This is a genomic window from Anaeromyxobacter sp. PSR-1 (genome assembly GCF_000964525.1).
In the GTDB taxonomy this organism is placed as follows: Bacteria; Myxococcota; Myxococcia; order Myxococcales; family Anaeromyxobacteraceae; genus Anaeromyxobacter.
In genome coordinates this window covers 15725-30859 of record NZ_BAZG01000001.1, presented here as the reverse complement: position 1 = coordinate 30859, position 15135 = coordinate 15725, and the positions used below count along the sequence as shown (strand labels likewise).

The 15135-nt window shown below is 74.0% G+C and carries 14 protein-coding genes; all 14 read left to right on the top strand.

Going from position 1 to position 15135, the window contains the following annotated elements:
* The first annotated feature begins 18 nt into the window (after positions 1 to 18).
* The 14 genes from PSR1_RS00145 to PSR1_RS00080 all read left to right on the top strand — a co-directional run bounded on the left by PSR1_RS00145 (position 19) and on the right by PSR1_RS00080 (position 15104).
* Positions 19 to 405 (top strand): cytochrome c, encoded by a 387-nt coding sequence (locus PSR1_RS00145; protein ID WP_059435626.1) that lies wholly within the window; start codon positions 19 to 21, stop codon positions 403 to 405.
* 27 nt (positions 406 to 432) lie between these two features.
* The gene (locus PSR1_RS00140; protein WP_059435625.1) at positions 433 to 1263 is read left to right on the top strand and encodes an SCO family protein; all 831 of its coding nucleotides are present in this window, start codon (positions 433 to 435) and stop codon (positions 1261 to 1263) included.
* Positions 1260 to 2273 (top strand): cytochrome c oxidase subunit II, encoded by a 1014-nt coding sequence (gene coxB, locus PSR1_RS00135; RefSeq protein ID WP_059435624.1) that lies wholly within the window; start codon positions 1260 to 1262, stop codon positions 2271 to 2273. The genes PSR1_RS00140 and coxB overlap by 4 nt, the downstream gene beginning before the upstream one ends.
* Complete coding sequence (gene ctaD, locus PSR1_RS00130) at positions 2270 to 3934, top strand: cytochrome c oxidase subunit I (RefSeq protein ID WP_059435623.1); 1665 nt, start codon at positions 2270 to 2272, stop codon at positions 3932 to 3934. The genes coxB and ctaD overlap by 4 nt, the downstream gene beginning before the upstream one ends.
* Entirely contained in the window at positions 3935 to 4642 is a 708-nt protein-coding gene (locus PSR1_RS00125; RefSeq protein WP_059435622.1) for a cytochrome c oxidase subunit 3 family protein, read from the top strand.
* 10 nt (positions 4643 to 4652) lie between these two features.
* Positions 4653 to 5042, top strand: coding sequence for a cytochrome C oxidase subunit IV family protein (locus PSR1_RS00120; RefSeq protein WP_059435621.1), 390 nt, complete (start codon positions 4653 to 4655; stop codon positions 5040 to 5042).
* A 97-nt stretch (positions 5043 to 5139) separates the two neighbouring features.
* Entirely contained in the window at positions 5140 to 6471 is a 1332-nt protein-coding gene (locus tag PSR1_RS00115) for a hypothetical protein (protein ID WP_059435620.1), read from the top strand.
* 376 nt (positions 6472 to 6847) lie between these two features.
* Positions 6848 to 7225 carry a response regulator gene (locus PSR1_RS00110; RefSeq protein ID WP_059435619.1) on the top strand — a complete coding sequence of 126 codons (378 nt, stop codon included), beginning with the start codon at positions 6848 to 6850 and terminating at the stop codon, positions 7223 to 7225.
* Positions 7222 to 8085, top strand: a complete 864-nt coding sequence (locus PSR1_RS00105) for a response regulator (protein WP_059435618.1) — start codon at positions 7222 to 7224, stop codon at positions 8083 to 8085. The genes PSR1_RS00110 and PSR1_RS00105 overlap by 4 nt, the downstream gene beginning before the upstream one ends.
* A 4-nt stretch (positions 8086 to 8089) precedes the next feature.
* On the top strand, positions 8090 to 9346 hold the full coding sequence (locus PSR1_RS00100; protein ID WP_059435617.1) for a protein-glutamate O-methyltransferase CheR: 1257 nt from the start codon (positions 8090 to 8092) through the stop codon (positions 9344 to 9346).
* The gene (locus PSR1_RS00095; protein WP_059435616.1) at positions 9343 to 9873 is read left to right on the top strand and encodes a chemotaxis protein CheW; all 531 of its coding nucleotides are present in this window, start codon (positions 9343 to 9345) and stop codon (positions 9871 to 9873) included. Before PSR1_RS00100 ends, PSR1_RS00095 begins: the two co-directional genes overlap by 4 nt.
* Complete coding sequence (locus PSR1_RS00090; protein ID WP_082100058.1) at positions 9866 to 11962, top strand: response regulator; 2097 nt, start codon at positions 9866 to 9868, stop codon at positions 11960 to 11962. Before PSR1_RS00095 ends, PSR1_RS00090 begins: the two co-directional genes overlap by 8 nt.
* A complete protein-coding gene (locus tag PSR1_RS00085; protein ID WP_059435614.1) occupies positions 11959 to 12993 on the top strand; it encodes a chemotaxis protein CheB in 1035 nt (344 codons plus the stop codon). Before PSR1_RS00090 ends, PSR1_RS00085 begins: the two co-directional genes overlap by 4 nt.
* A 59-nt stretch (positions 12994 to 13052) precedes the next feature.
* Positions 13053 to 15104: a methyl-accepting chemotaxis protein gene (locus PSR1_RS00080; RefSeq protein WP_059435613.1), complete on the top strand. Its 2052-nt coding sequence runs from the start codon at positions 13053 to 13055 to the stop codon at positions 15102 to 15104.
* The last annotated feature ends 31 nt before the right edge of the window (positions 15105 to 15135 follow it).

Here is a 15135-nt window from a genome sequence, read left to right as displayed (position 1 = left end):
CAGCTGGAGGAACCCCACATGAAGAAGTCGATCGCGATGTCCCTCGCCGCCGCCGCCGTCCTCTCCGCCGCCGGCGCCCGCGCCGCCGGCCCGGCGCCGAAGAAGACCCCCGAGCTGCTCGCCAAGGGCAAGGCGTCCTACGCCACGAACTGCGCCGCCTGCCACGGCGACAAGGGCCTGGGCGACGGCGCGGCCGCGGCCGCGCTGGACCCGAAGCCTCGCAACCTGGTGACCGGCGCGTACCGGAACGGCACCACCGCCGACAAGGTGTTCGCGACGCTCGAGCAGGGCATCGCCGGCACGACCATGACCGCGTTCGGCCACCTGCCGGCCGAGGAGCGCTGGGCGCTCACGTACTACGTGCTCGACCTCCGCGGCGCCAAGGGCGCCAAGGCCAAGAAGTAGCCGCGCCACCCCCGTCCCCCCCTCCCCGTGACCTCACTCCCGCGACCCCTCGCGCTCGCGGCGGCCGTCCTCGTCCTCGTGGCGGGCGCCGCCCGCGCGCAGACGCCCGAGCAGCTCCGCCGCGAGCTCGCCGCCATCGGCGTGGTGGAGCGGCTCGGCGCCGAGGTGCCCCGCGACCTCGCCTTCACCGGCGAGGACGGGCGCCCGGTGACGCTGCGCGCGCTGGCCGGCCGCCCGGTCCTGCTCTCCTTCAACTACACGAGCTGCGCGAAGCTCTGCAGCCTGCAGCTCGCCGGCCTGGCGCGGGCGCTCCGCGACGCGGGCTGGAAGGGGGAGGACTTCTCCGTCTTCACCCTCAGCATCGATCCCGCCGAGACGCTGCCGCAGATCCAGAAGTACGAGGAGACGTTCGTGCAGCAGGCCGGCGGCGGGGAGGGCGTGACCCGCGCCTGGCACTTCGCCACCGGCGCGAAGGCCGACATCGACGCGCTCGCCGAGGCGGTGGGCTTCCGGTACCGCTACGACCCGAAGACCGGCGAGTTCGCGCACCAGGCCACGCTGGTCGTGCTCACCGGCGACGGCAAGGTCTCCGGGTACCTGCACGGCGTCTCCTACGAGCCGGACGCGCTGCGCACCGCGGTGCGCCGCGCCGCCGACGGGCGCGTGGCGACCGCGGCCGAGCAGAAGGCGCTCGGCGGCTTCCTGCTGTCCTGCATCGGGTTCTCCCCCGACGACCCGCTCCCGCTCGCGCTCAAGGTGATGCGCGCGGCGGGCGGGGTGGTCGGGCTCTTCCTCGTCTCCTTCGTCGGCGTCCACGTCGCCCGCGACCGTCGGCGCCGAATCAGGAACGCACCGTGACCGAGCTGCCCATTCGCACCCTCCACCTCCTCGCCGGGGCAGGCCCCGGCTACCTCCCCGCGCAGGCTTCCAGCGTGGCGGCGGGGGTGGACCGGGTCTTCCTGTTCCTGTTCTGGGGGAGCGCCTTCTTCCTGGCGCTCATCATCCTCCTCACTATCGTCTTCGTGCTGCGGTACCGCCGCCGCGCGACGCGCCTCCACCCCGAGCCCTCGCCGGCGCACAGCACCCGGCTCGAGCTGGTGTGGACCGTCATCCCGCTGGTCCTGGTCCTGGCGCTGTTCGCGATGTCCACCCGCACCTGGATCCAGATGACCTCGGCCGACCCCGGCGCGGATCCCGTGCGCGTGCAGGTGACGGGGCGCAAGTGGTCCTGGTGGTTCGACCACCCGAGCGGCAAGGGCGCGAACGAGCTGCACGTGGTGGCCGGGCGGCCGGTCGAGCTGATCCTCTCCGCCACCGACGTGATCCACTCCCTGTACGTCCCGGAGTTCCGCCTCAAGCAGGACGCGGTCCCCGGGCGCTTCACCCGGCTCACCTTCACGCCCACCGTCCCGGGCAGCTACCCCATCCTCTGCGCCGAGTACTGCGGCACCGACCACTCGCGCATGCTCTCCACCGTGGTGGTCCACGCCGACCAGGCCTCGTTCGACGCCTGGTCCAAGGAGGGCCTCCCGGCCGACGCCACGCTCGCCGAGCTCGGCGAGCAGGTGTTCGCGGAGAAGGGCTGCGCCGCCTGCCACAGCGTGGACGGGACGCGGAGCGTCGGCCCGTCGGTCCGCGGCCTGTGGAAGCGCCACGAGAAGCTGGCGGACGGCACCACCGCGCTGGTGGACGAGGAGTACCTGCGCGAGTCGCTGGTCAAGCCGGGCGCGAAGGTGGTGGCCGGGTACCCGAACATCATGCCGCCCATGCCGCTGGAGGAGCGCGAGCTGAAGGCCGTCGCCGCGTACCTCGAGACGCTCGCCGCCGAGGGCGGCGCGCCGGCGAAGGGCGAGGAGACGAAGCGATGAGCACCGCGGCAGTGGCCGTGCGCGCGCCGGCGCACGAGACCGAGAGCTACCTCGAGCACGGGCGCGGCGTCCGCTCCTGGCTCTTCACCCTCGACCACAAGCGCATCGGGATCATGTACCTGACCGCGATCTCCGCCTGTCTGCTGCTGGGCGGCGTGTTCGCGCTGGTCCTCCGCCTGCACCTGTGGAGCCCGCAGGGCGCGCTGGTCTCGAACGACGCCTACAACAAGCTGTTCACGCTGCACGGCGCGGTGATGATCTTCCTGTTCATCATCCCCGGCATCCCGGCGGCGCTCGGCAACTTCGTGCTGCCGCTCCAGCTCGGCGCGAAGGACCTCGCCTTCCCGCGCGTCAACCTGCTCAGCTTCTGGCTGTTCGTGGCCGGCGCCATCTTCTTCGTGGTGGTGCTGGTGGTGGGCGGGGTGGACACCGGCTGGACGCTGTACCCGCCCTACAGCCTGGAGAGCGCGCGCGGCCTCGGGATCCTGCTGGCGCTGTCGGCGGTGGTGCTCACCGGCTTCAGCTCGATCCTCACCGGCGTGAACTTCATCGCCACCATCCACCGCATGCGGCCGCCGGGGATGGGCTGGTTCGACATGCCCCTGTTCCTGTGGGCGCTCTACGCCACCGGCGTCATCCAGATCATCTCGACGCCGGTGCTGGGCATCACCGCGGCGATGGGCTTCCTCGAGCGGATCTTCCACCTCGGCCTGTTCATGCCCGAGTACGGCGGCGATCCCATCCTGTTCCAGCACTTCTTCTGGTTCTACTCGCACCCCGCCGTCTACATCATGATCCTGCCGGCCATGGGCGTGGTGTCGGAGGTGGTCTCGGTCTTCAGCCGCAAGCCCATCTTCGGCTACCGCTTCATCGCGGTGAGCTCGATGGCCATCGCGATCATCGGCTTCCTGGTGTGGGGCCACCACATGTTCGTCTCGGGCCAGTCGCGCTGGGCGAGCCTGGCCTTCAGCTTCCTCACCATGCTGGTGTCGATCCCGTCGGCCATCAAGACGTTCAACTGGATCGCCACCATGTACAAGGGCGCCATCGTCCTGAAGACGCCCATGGTGTACGTGCTCACCTTCTTCGCGATCTTCGGCGTGGGCGGGCTGACCGGGCTGTTCCTCGGCCTGCTCGCCACCGACGTGCCGCTGCACGACACCTACTTCGTGGTGGCGCACTTCCACTTCGTCATGGTGGGCGCGGTGATGATCGCGTTCCTGGCCGGCCTGCACTACTGGTGGCCGAAGATGACCGGGCGCATGTACCACGAGGGCGTGGGCGTGGCGTCCGCGTGGCTGGTGTTCCTCGGCTTCAACCTGACGTTCGTGCCGCAGTTCCTGGCCGGCGTGCTGGGCATGCCGCGCCGCTACGCCACCTACGCGCCGCAGTTCACCGGGCACAACCGGCTCTCCACCGTGGGCGCCTTCGTGCTCGCCCTGGGCCTGGTGGTGGCGCTGGCCGGGCTGCTCCACTCGCTCCGGCGCGGCCGCCGCGCGCCGCCGAACCCGTGGGGCGCCGCGTCGCTGGAGTGGACCATCGCCTCGCCCCCCACCCACCACAACTTCGACGAGACGCCGCGCGCCCGCGGCCCGTACGACTACTCGGGGCTGCACGAGGTGTCCGAGGAAGCGGGCTGGGTGCGCGAGGAGGGACGCTAGATGGACGCGACCGCCCAGCCGGCCCCCGCCGCCCGCCAGGAGCGCGGCCGGTTCCTGGCCGTGCAGTTCGAGGACATGGCCGCCCAGCTCGCCACCGGCAAGCTGGGGATCTGGCTGTTCCTCGCGAACGAGGTGCTGTTCTTCTCGGCGCTGTTCGTGTCGTACGGCGTCTACCGCTCCCACCACCCCGAGCTGTTCCGCTACGCCAGCCAGTTCCTCGACTGGCGGATGGGCGCGACCAACACCCTCGTGCTCATCAGCAGCAGCCTCGCCGCGGCCTGGTCGGTCCGGGCCGCGCAGCTCGGGAACCAGCGCACGCTGATCCGCTCGCTCGTCCTGACCGTCGTGCTCGCCGCCACGTTCATGGTGGTGAAGTACTTCGAGTACAGCCACAAGCTCCACAACGGCGTGGGGTGGGGCACCGCCTGCAACCCGTCGCCCGAGCTGCTCGCGAGCCTGCCCGCCGCGGTGCGGGCGCTCCCGGTCCCGGCGCACCTCGGCACCTTCTTCAGCCTCTACTACCTGATGACCGGCCTGCACGGCATCCACGTGCTCGTGGGCATCGGGCTCTACGTGTGGCTGATCGTGCGCGCGCGGCGGGGCGACTTCGGCCCCGGCTACTACGGCCCGGTGGACGCGGTGGCGCTCTACTGGCACCTGGTGGACCTGGTGTGGATCTTCCTCTTCCCGCTGCTCTACCTGATCTGAGGCCGGCCCCATGAACGTCGTCGAGAACGCCTCCTCCCACCCCGCGCACGGGGACGGCGCGCACGCCGGCCCGCACGTGCTCCCGCCCTCGGTGCTGCTCGGCACCGCCGCGGCCCTGGGGGTCCTCACCGTGCTGACGGTGGCCGTTGCCCGCGTGCACCTCGGGGCCGCGAACGTGCCGGTGGCCCTCGCCATCGCCACCGTGAAGGCCTCGCTGGTGGCGCTGTTCTTCATGCACCTGAAGTACGAGCACAAGTTCCACCTCGTCATCCTGGTGGGCGCCGTGCTGTTCGCGGTGCTGTTCGGCAGCTTCGTGATGTTCGACGCCTCCGAGTACCGCCCCGACGTGCGCGCGCACGAGGAGGCGGTGCGGGCGAAGGCGGCCGAGACCGCGCGCTGAGCGGGGTGGGTCCCGGCGCGGCGCGGCCCGCGCCCGCCGGGGACGCGCCGCCGTGCCGGGGCGGTGTTATGTTCCGCGGCCACCCCGGAGGCCGCACATGTCCGACGAAGCGAAGCTGGCGAGCACGACCGCCAACGCGATCCTCGGGATCGACACGCTCTGGGGAGGCGACGTGATGAGCGCCTCCGGGACCGGCCGGTACATCGCCGACTCGTGGTTCTCGGACGAGCCGCTGCCGGCGGCGTACGCGCTGCCCGCCGCCGCGCGGCTCCGCGAGACCGGCGGGGTGGCGGCGCCGTCGCCGGACCTGGCCGCGATCGACGCGTACCTCGCCGCCGTGGACGTCCCGGGCGCCATCGACGCGCTCGCCGCGCTCGGCCGCGACGCGGGCGGGGTCCGCGGGGCGTACCTGGCCGCGCAGGGCGAGTCGCTGCGCGTCATGTGGGCGCTCGCCGAGGAGCTGCTCGGGCGCGGGCCGGAGGTGCCGTACGAGCGCTGCGTCGTCGCCTCGACGGGGCGCCCGCCGGAGCCGTCCAGGCCGGAGGCGAAGCGCGAGCGGCTGGCCGGGCTGCTCGGCGTGCCCGCGGAGCCGGACCGGCTGCTCGCGGCGGTGGACGCGTGGCGCGGCGAGCGGCTCGTCCCGAGGAAGGTCATCAAGCTGCTCGCGGACGCCTGCATCGCGCAGCTCGAGGAGGGCACGCGCCGGCACGTGGTGCCGCACCTGCCCGCCTCGCTCCACGGGATCCCGCGGGCGAACATCGAGTTCCTGCCCATCGAGAACGCCTGGTTCTCGGGGTCGATGAACTACATCGGGCGGGCGCGCACGCCCGACGGCTCGCCCCGCTACGAGGCGACCTACGAGATAAACGCGGCCCTCCAGATCTCCATGCCGGAGTTCCTCGACCTCGTGGCGCACGAGGTGGTCCCCGGTCACGTCACGAACTTCGCGCTCGCCCAGGCGCTCCACGTCCAGGGACGGCTCGGCTTCGAGGGCACGGTCCTCACCATGAACACGCGCGGCGCGGCGCTCTCGGAGGGGCTCGCGAACAACGCCATGATGATGGCGCTCGGCGTCACCGAGGTGGAGCAGCTCCCGGATCCCGACCTCCAGATCGGGAAGCTGCTCGTGCTCCTCCAGGACGACGCGAAGAACCAGGCGTCCTGGCTGACCTGGGCCGAGGGGCGGCCGCAGGCCGAGGTCGCCGCGGTGCTGCGCCGCGACTACCTGCTGTCCGACGAACGCGCCGCGAAGATCTCCGGTGCGTGGGCGCGCCACCCGCTGAACGGCCGCATGTACCTGCCGTGCTACCGCGCCGGCACCGAGAAGGTCGCCGAGCTGCGGCGGCGCCACCCGCCGGAGAAGGTGATCCCGGCGCTCTACCAGGTGCACGGCCTGGTGGACGTGGTGACCATCGACCAGGTGCTGTGAGCGGCGGGCTGCGCGCGGCTGTGGCGTTCTGTCGCCGGTGGCGGTGCACCCCGGGTAGAACTCACCAAGAGTGAGGGTCGGCGGCGCGTTCCTCGCGCCGGCGGCGGTTTCGGCGCGCGGCGCCGGCGCTCCGGGGCGAGGTCGGGCCGACCCGGCGGCGCGCGGAAGGCTCGCCGTCACGCGCGCGCAGCGTGAACGTTCACGAAGCGTTCACGCACGTTCACGCTGCGCTCGGCGGCGCTCAAGTCCTCGTCACGCATGGTGATGGCCGTGCGCTCCGCGTGAACGCGGCGTCACCCCGACGTGCAGGCCGCGAAGTCACCGAGGGTGTGTCCCGTTCTTGCACGACGGGCGGTCTCACCACGCGCGAGCCCGAATGAACGTCCTCCTCGTCGACGACAGCGCATCCGTCCGGGCGATCCTCCAGGTGTACCTGATGGGACTCCACCCGACCTTCCTGGAGGCCGAGGACGGGGAGCGGGCGCTGCGCCTCCTGCGGCTGTCCCCGGTCGATCTCGTCATCGCCGACGTGCAGATGGCGCCCATGGACGGGATCGCCTTCGTGCGGGCGCTGCGCGGGTCGGATCGACCGGCGCTGCGCACCGTGCCGGTGGTGATGCTCACCGGCGACCGCTCCGAGGAGGTCCGGGCGCAGGGGCTGCAGGCCGGGGCCGACGCGTTCGTCCGCAAGCCGGTGGACGCGAAGACGCTGCTCCGGACCATCCAGGACGTGATGCCGCCGAGGGTCACGTGAGCCTGCCGCTCGCGCTGCTCGTGGACGACAGCGACGCGGTGCTCACCTTCGGGCGCGCCGCGCTCGCCGGCCACTTCGAGACCAGCGTCGCCTCGAACGGCCGGGAGGCGCTCGAGAAGGCCGGCCGTGTGCCGCCCGACGTGATCTTGCTCGATCTGTCCATGCCCGAGATGGACGGCGCCGAGGTGCTGGCGCGTCTCAAGGCGGACCCGCGCCTGTGCGCGGTGCCGGTGATCGTGCTCTCGTCGGAGGCGTTCCGCGAGCCGGAGGTGATGGCCGCCGGCGCCGACCTGTTCCTCGGGAAGCCCGCCGCGGCCGATCGGCTGCGGTCGGCCGCGCTCGCGCTGGTGGAGGCCGAGCGCGCGCGGCGGCGCGCCGGCAGCCTGGCGGTCCTGCCGGTCGGCGCCGGTCCGCACGACCTGGCGTTGCCGCTGGAAGGGGTGACGCGCGTGCTGCACCAGGTGCGCCTCTCGCCGCTCCCGGGGGCGCCAGAGGTGGTGGCCGGCTGGTTCGAGCTGGAGGGCACGCCGATGGGCGTGCTGGATCTCGCCGCAGCGCTGGGCGTGCCCCACGCCACGCCGCTGGTGGACCGGGTGCTCGTGGTGCTCGGGCTGGCCGGCGGCCAGACCGTCGCGCTCGCCGTCGACCGCATCCACGATCCCGTGGAGATCCCCGCGGCGCAGGTGCTGCCGCGGGAGCCGATCGGCGGGGAGGGGCGCGATGCGCTGGCCCCCGCGCTCCTCGCGTTCGTCCGTCACGGCGGAGAGACGCTGCCCGTCCTCTCCGCCGTCTCCCTCGTCTGCGCGCGCGTGATGGACGCGCTCCCCGGCCTGATGGCGGCACGCGCCGCCGCCCCCTGAACCCGTGGCCGCCACCCCGCTCACCCCGGCCACCTGGTCCCGGCTGACCGCCAGCATCAGCCGCTGGACCGGGTTCCACCCCGACGCCATCTGGGCGCGCGCCGTGCTCCGCGCGCTGGCGCCGCTGCTCGACGGCGGCACCGCCCCCGACGAGCTGATCGCGCTGGCCGAGCGCGACGACCCCGCGCTGCGGCGGCGCCTCACGCAGGCGGTGCCGGTGGGCGAGACCTACTTCTTCCGGATCCCGGAGCACTTCGCGCTCGTGCGCAACGTGCTCGCGCCGCGCTGGGCGGCGGAGCCGGCGCGCCCGCGCGCGGTGTGGAGCGCGGGCTGCGCCGGGGGAGAGGAGGCGTACTCGCTCGCGGCGGTGCTGCGCGCGGCCGGCGTCCGCGCGTTCGAGGTGGTCGGGACCGACCTGGTGGAGGCGAACGTCGCGGCCGCGCGCGCCGCGCGGTACGGCGCATGGTCGCTGCGCGCCAGCGTCCCCGCGGTCGAGGACCCGTTCCTCCCGGCGGCCGGCGAGGGCCCGCGCGAGGTCGACCCGGCGCTGCGCAGCCGCGCCCGGTTCGAGGTCCACAACCTGCTCGACGCCGCGCCGCCCCCGGGCCGGTTCGACCTGATCTTCTGCCGCAACGTGCTCATCTACTTCACCCACGCCGCCGCGGCGCGCGCGCTGTCCTCCCTCGCCGCGGCGCTCGCGCCGGGGGGCGTCATCGCCTTCGCGACCATGGACCTGTCCGAGGCGCCCGCGCCACTGGTCCGCCTCGGCGCGCCGGAGCTGCAGGTCTTCCAGCGCCCGCCGGTGGACGGCGCGCTGCGCGCAGCGCCGGAGCCGGCTCGCCCGGTGAGCACGGTCCCGGCCCCGCCTCCGAGCACCGGGCCTGGGGCGCCCCTCCGTCCCCCGTCCGCGAGGGCGGCCCACCGCCCCGCGCCCCCGCCGCCGCCCGCCGCGGCGCCGGAGCCGGTGTCGCTGCACCTCCGCGTGCTCGCGCAGATCGAGCGGGGCGACCACGCCGGCGCGCGGGCGCTGCTCGGGGACCTCCGGCGGGCCGCGCCGCAGTACCTGCCCGGCCTGCTGGAGGGCGCGCTGCTGTGCGCGCGCGAGGGCCGGCGCGCGCACGCGCTCGAGCTGATGCGCTCGGTGCTGGACCGCGCACAGGCGCTGCCCTCGGAGGCTCCGGTGGCGGGGCCGGAGACGCTGCCCGCCCGCTTCTACGCCGCAGCCGCCCGGCGGTTCCTGGGCGGGGAGGTCCCACGGTGAGCGCCTCATCCCCGCGGATCCACGGCAGCGACGTGGACGAGATCCTGGCCCGGCGCGCCGAGCGCGCCCGCGCCGCCCCGGCGGCGGACCGGTCGGAGGTGGCGCTCCCGGTCGCGGAGTTCGGGCTGGGCGCCGAGCGCTACGCCATCCCGCTCGCGTCGCTCCGGGCGGTGCTCCCGCTGCGCCTGGTCACCCCGATCCCCCGCGCCCCTGCCCACGTGATCGGCCTGCTCCGGTTCCAGGGGCAGCTCGTCACCGCGCACAGCCTGATGGCGCTGCTCGGCGTGAAGGGCTGGCGGCAGGACTGTGCGGTGCTGCTCGTGCTGGAGCGGGACGACGGGCGCCGCGTGGCCATCGACTGCGAGCACGTGCCGCGCATCGACGCGCTGCCCCAGCGGGCCGTGGACCAGGCGCGCGCCCGCGGTGCGGGGCCGGTGCACGAGGTCACCGCGGAGGGCCTCCGCCCGGTGGCGCTGCTCGACGTGGCCGCCTTGCTGGCCCGCGGCGCGGAGGCGTCCCATGGATGAGGCGGTGATGGACGCGCTCGTCGCGACGTTCTCGCGCGAGGCGGAGGAGCTGGGCGCGCAGCTCACTCGCGCGCTCCTGGTGGTGGAGAAGCCGGAGCAGGGGACCGACGCCCTGGGCGCGGCGCACGCGGAGCTGCGGCGCGGCCTGCACCGGCTGAAGGGGAGCGCGGCCACCGTGGGGCTCGCGGAGCTCTCCGACCTGGCCCACGAGATGGAGGAGCAGCTCGCGCCGCACGCCCGGGACACCGCGCTGCCGCGCTCGCTGGTGGACGCGTTCCTGGCGGCGCTCGACCAGGGGCTGGAGTGGATGCGGCGGCGCGCGGCCCACCGCGCGGACCGGCCGGACCTGGCGCGGGTGGTGCGATCGCTCCGGGGCGGCGCGCCGGCGGAGGCCGGGGGCGGCGGCGCGGGGCCGGCCGGTCCCGCCCCGTCCGCCGCCGGCGCCGAGCCCGAGGTGGGCGGGTGGCGCGTGGACGCGCGCGACGTGGCCTCGCTGGTGGCGGACGTGGAGCGCCTCCGGGAGATCGCCTTGCGCCTCGAGGACCAGGGGCGCGAGGCCGCGCGGATCCTCTCGCTGCTGCCGAAGGGGCTCGCGCCCGACGTGGCCGACGCGCTCCGGGGCGCGCTGCTCGCCGCGCGCGCGGCGCTGTCCGGCGACGCGGCGGAGCTCGGGGCACGGGTCGAGGCGATGGAGGAGTGGCTGAAGGCGGTGTGCACCCTGCCGTGCGAGACCGTGATCGAGCCGCTCCACCGCACCGTGAGGGACCTCGCGCGCCAGCTCGGGAAGGAGGCGAAGGTCTCGGCGGTGGGCGTCGAGGTCGCGCTGGACCGGCGGATCCTGGAGGCGCTGCGCGCGCCGCTGGTGCAGCTGGTGCGGAACGCGGTCGACCACGGGATCGAGGCGCCGCACGTGCGCGAGCAGGCCGGGAAGCACCGCGAGGGCATCGTGGCCATCCGGGTCGAGCAGGCCGGCAACGAGGTGCTCCTCGAGATCTCTGACGACGGCGCCGGGCTGGACGGCGAGCGCATCCGCGCCACCGCGGTGAGCCGCGGCGTGGTGGGCGTCGAGGAGGCGGCCCGCCTCGACGAGCGGCAGCTGGCGGCGCTCGTCTTTCGCTCCGGGTTCTCCACGCGCGCCGCGGCCACCGGGGTCTCCGGCCGCGGAGTCGGGCTCGACGTGGTGGCCGACGCGGTCAAGTCCATCCACGGCCGGATCGAGATCCACTCCGTCCGCGGCCACGGGACCCGCTTCGTCCTGAGCGTCCCCGCCGAGCTGGGCAGCTCCCCGCTCACGCTGGTCGGCGTGGGCGACCAGGTGTTCGGGATCCCCATGCACGCGGTGCGCAAGGCCCTCCGGGCCGAGGCCACGCGGATCCGCGCCGGCCACTTCGGCCTGCAGCTCGAGGACGACGGCGCGCTGCTGCCGCTGGAGGACCTGGGCGGCCTGCTCGGGCTCCGGCAGCCGCTCGCGCCCGGGGACGGCCAGCCGGTGCTGGTGGTGAGCGCGGAGGGGCGCGAGACCGCGCTGGCGGTGGACTCCACCCCCGGCGACCGGTGGCCGGTGGTCCGGCCGCTCCCCGACGAGCTCCGGCACCTCGAGCCGTACCTCGGCGCGGCCACGCTGTCGCGCGGCGAGCCGCTGCTGGTGCTCCGGCCGTCCTGGCTGCTGGAGCGGCGGTCGGCCGCGCCCGCCGCCGGCGCCGGCCCGAGCGTCCTGGTCGTGGACGACTCGCTCACCGCGCGCGCCGCGCACCGGGCGGTGCTGGAGTCCGCCGGCTACGCGGCGCACGCGGCCGCGAGCGCCGCGCAGGCGCTCGAGCACCTGCGGCGGGGCGCCTACCACGCCATCGTGTGCGACGTGGACCTGGGGGAGGGGATGGACGGGATCGCGCTCACCGCGCTGATCCGCGGCCGGCCCGAGCTGGAGGCGGTCCCGGTGGTGCTGGTCTCCTCGCACGACGAGGACGCGGCCCGCCGCCGGGCGCGCGAGGCAGGCGCGGACGCGTTCGTGAGCAAGGCGGACTGCGCCGCGGGCATGCTGCTCGCCGAGATCGACGGGGCGATGGCGCGGCGCCGGAGGCGGGCGTGACGGCGCGGCCGCCCACCCGCGTGCTCGTCGCCGACGACTCGCCCACGCTGCGGCGGGCGCTGCGGACGCTGCTCGAGGAGGACCCGGGCATCCGCGTGGTCGCGGAGGCCGCCGACGGCGCGGAGGCGGTGGCGCTCGCGCGGACCGCCGGGCCGGACGTGGTCACCATGGACGTGGTCATGCCCGGGCTGGACGGGCTGCGGGCCACCGAGGAGATCATGGCGGTCGCCCCCACGCGCATCATCGTGGTGAGCCAGCTCGCGGAGCGCGAGCAGAGCCTGGCGTTCCAGGCGCTCGCGGCGGGCGCGGTGGAGCTCCTCGCGAAGCCGCAGGTCGGCGGGCCGGACGATCTGCGGCGCTGGGGCGTCGCGGTGCGCGAGGCGGTGCGGCTGATGAGCGAGGTGCCGGTGGTGACCCGGCGCGCGCTCGCCGGCGCGGCGCCGGCCCGCGCGGCGGCGCCGCGCGCCCTGGACGCGGTCGGCCTCGCGGCCTCCACCGGCGGGCCGCAGGCGGTGGTGGCGATCCTGGCCGCGCTGCCGGCCCGGCTCCCGCTGACGCTGCTCGTGGCGCAGCACATCGCCTCCGGGTTCGTGGACGGGATGCGCCGCTGGTTCGCCGAGTCCACCGCGCTCGAGGTGCGGGTGGCCCAGGACGGCGAGGCGCCGCGGGCCGGCTGCGTCTACCTCGCCCCTCCCGGCCGGAACCTGCTCTGGTCGCGCGCCGGCCGCCTCTCGACGCCGCCCTGTGCGAGCTGCGTCTGCCCGAGCGGCGACGACCTGCTCCGGTCCCTCGCCGAGGCGCTCGGGCCTCGCGCAGGCGGGGTGGTGCTCTCGGGCATGGGCGAGGACGGCGCCCGCGGACTGCTCGCCATCCGGCGCGCCGGCGGCCTCGCGCTCGCCCAGAGCGCCGCCACCTGCGTGGTGAACGGCATGCCCGGCGCCGCGGCCGCGCTCGGCGCGCCGGAGGCGCGCGCGGCGCCGCCGGAGATCGCCGCGCTGCTCGCCGCCGCCCGCCCGCCGGCGGACCGCTGACCCGCACCCCTCGCCCCCTCACCCATCGCGCACCGTCGCAGCCCACCGGAGGAACCCCGATGTTCGGCAAGCAGAAGCAGGCCCTTCAGACCAGTCTCTCCTTCCGCTTCCTGCGCTGGATCATCCCGCTGGTCACGGTGTCGTTCGTGGCCTTCGGCGTGGCGGGCTTCTTCGTGACCCGCGCCTCGCTGGTGTCGTTCTCGCAGCAGTCGTCCACGCTGCTCACCGACCAGACCCGCGTCGCCCTGGTGAACTGGATCCACGACCAGATCTACCTGGCCCAGTCGATCGCCGCGAACCCGAAGGTCGTGCACGCGTGCCTGAACCCGACCGACGACAAGGCGCGCGCGGAGGCCCGCGCCTACCTCCAGGGCATCCACGACCGGTACCAGTACTACGAGAACGTCCCGGTGGGCATCCGGCTGCCCGAGGGCCAGAGCCTCACCATCGACTACGAGGGGCAGCAGAAGGTCGTCCGGAACGGCGGCTTCTTCCTCGACACGGTGCAGGGGCGCACGCTGGGGAAGGCCAGCCTGGACCTGAACTACGTGCGCGCCATGTTCGACGGCGCGCCGTACTACGTCAGCCACGTCTACCCCAGCCTGCTCCGCGGCAACCCGCTGTTCGTGGTGGCCGCGCCGGTGAAGTCGGACGGGCGCGTGATCGGCTACGCGCTGGTCGCGCCGCGGATGGACTACTTCACCGACCTCTTCCTCGACAAGGTGAAGATCGGCGACTCCGGCTACCTGATGATGTTCGACGAGAATCGCCAGGTGGTGGCGCACCCGGACAAGCGGCTCATCCTCAACGACAAGGAGAAGGAGAAGGTCGCCCAGCTCACCCACCGCATCCTCGACGGCGCCGACCAGTCGTTCTTCGAGACGTACGAGGACGTGGAGAAGCTCTACGTCGTCTCGCGGCTCACCAAGAACACGTTCGACCCGCCCGGCGCGGCCGCCGGCTCGGCGCACCTGATGGCGAACGACTGGTACATCGTCTCCGGCCAGCCGAAGTCCGAGATCGTCCGGGCGTCCACCACGCAGGTCTACTCGTACCTGGGGTTCTCGATCCTGCTGTCGGTGTTCCTGGGGGCGCTGCTCTACCGGCACACCACCCGGACCATCACCCAGCCGCTGCTCGAGCTCACCCGCGCGGCCGGCGAGATCGTCCGGTCCGGCGACCTCACGCAGAAGATCGACGCGCACTCGAACGACGAGATCGGCGAGCTCAGCCGCACCTTCAACCAGATGGTGGACAGGCTCCGCGAGATGGCGAGCAGCCTGCGGCAGAGCCTCGCGTCGCTGGTGGAGGCGGTCACCAACCTGGAGGCGACCAACGCCGACCAGCGCGAGACCATCACCCGGCAGGCGGCCGCGCTCCAGGAGACGCAGGTCACCGCGCAGGAGATCAAGCAGACCTCCAACATGGCCGCGCAGAAGGCCGAGGTGGTGCTGAAGGTCGCCTCCGAGGCGGACGAGATCGGCCGCTCCGGCGAGACCTCGATCGAGCAGACGCTCACCTGGCTCGCCGACATCCGCACCGAGGCGAGCGACATCTCCACCAAGATCGGCGAGCTGGGCGCGCGCACCCGGCAGATCGGCCACATCACGCAGTCGGTCCGCGACCTCGCCGACCAGTCCAACATGCTCGCGCTGAACGCCGCCATCGAGGCGGTGCGCTCCGGCGAGCACGGCAAGGGCTTCGGGGTGGTGGCGCGCGAGATCCGCAGCCTGGCCGATCAGTCCATCCAGGCCACGCACCGGGTGAGCGACGTGCTCGACGACACCGCGAACGCCATCACCTCCACCATCGCCATCTCGGAGAAGGGCGCGCAGAAGATCGACAGCGGGCTCACCCAGGTCCGGACCTCGGGCGAGACGCTGCGACGGCTGTCCAACATCGTCCGCGAGAACTCGGCGGCGGTCCGCCAGATCGCGGCGGCGGTGAGCCAGCAGGACGCCGGGATCGCGCAGATCTTCGGCTCGGTCACCGAGCTCTCGAAGGCGGTGGACGACACCGTGAAGCGCGTGGAGACGACCGACCGCGCCACCGAGGCGGTGAAGTCCGTCACCGCGCAGGTGGAGGGGATCATCAAGGAGTACCGCGTCTGAGCCGCGCCTCCCCGCGCGAGCGGCGGCAGGC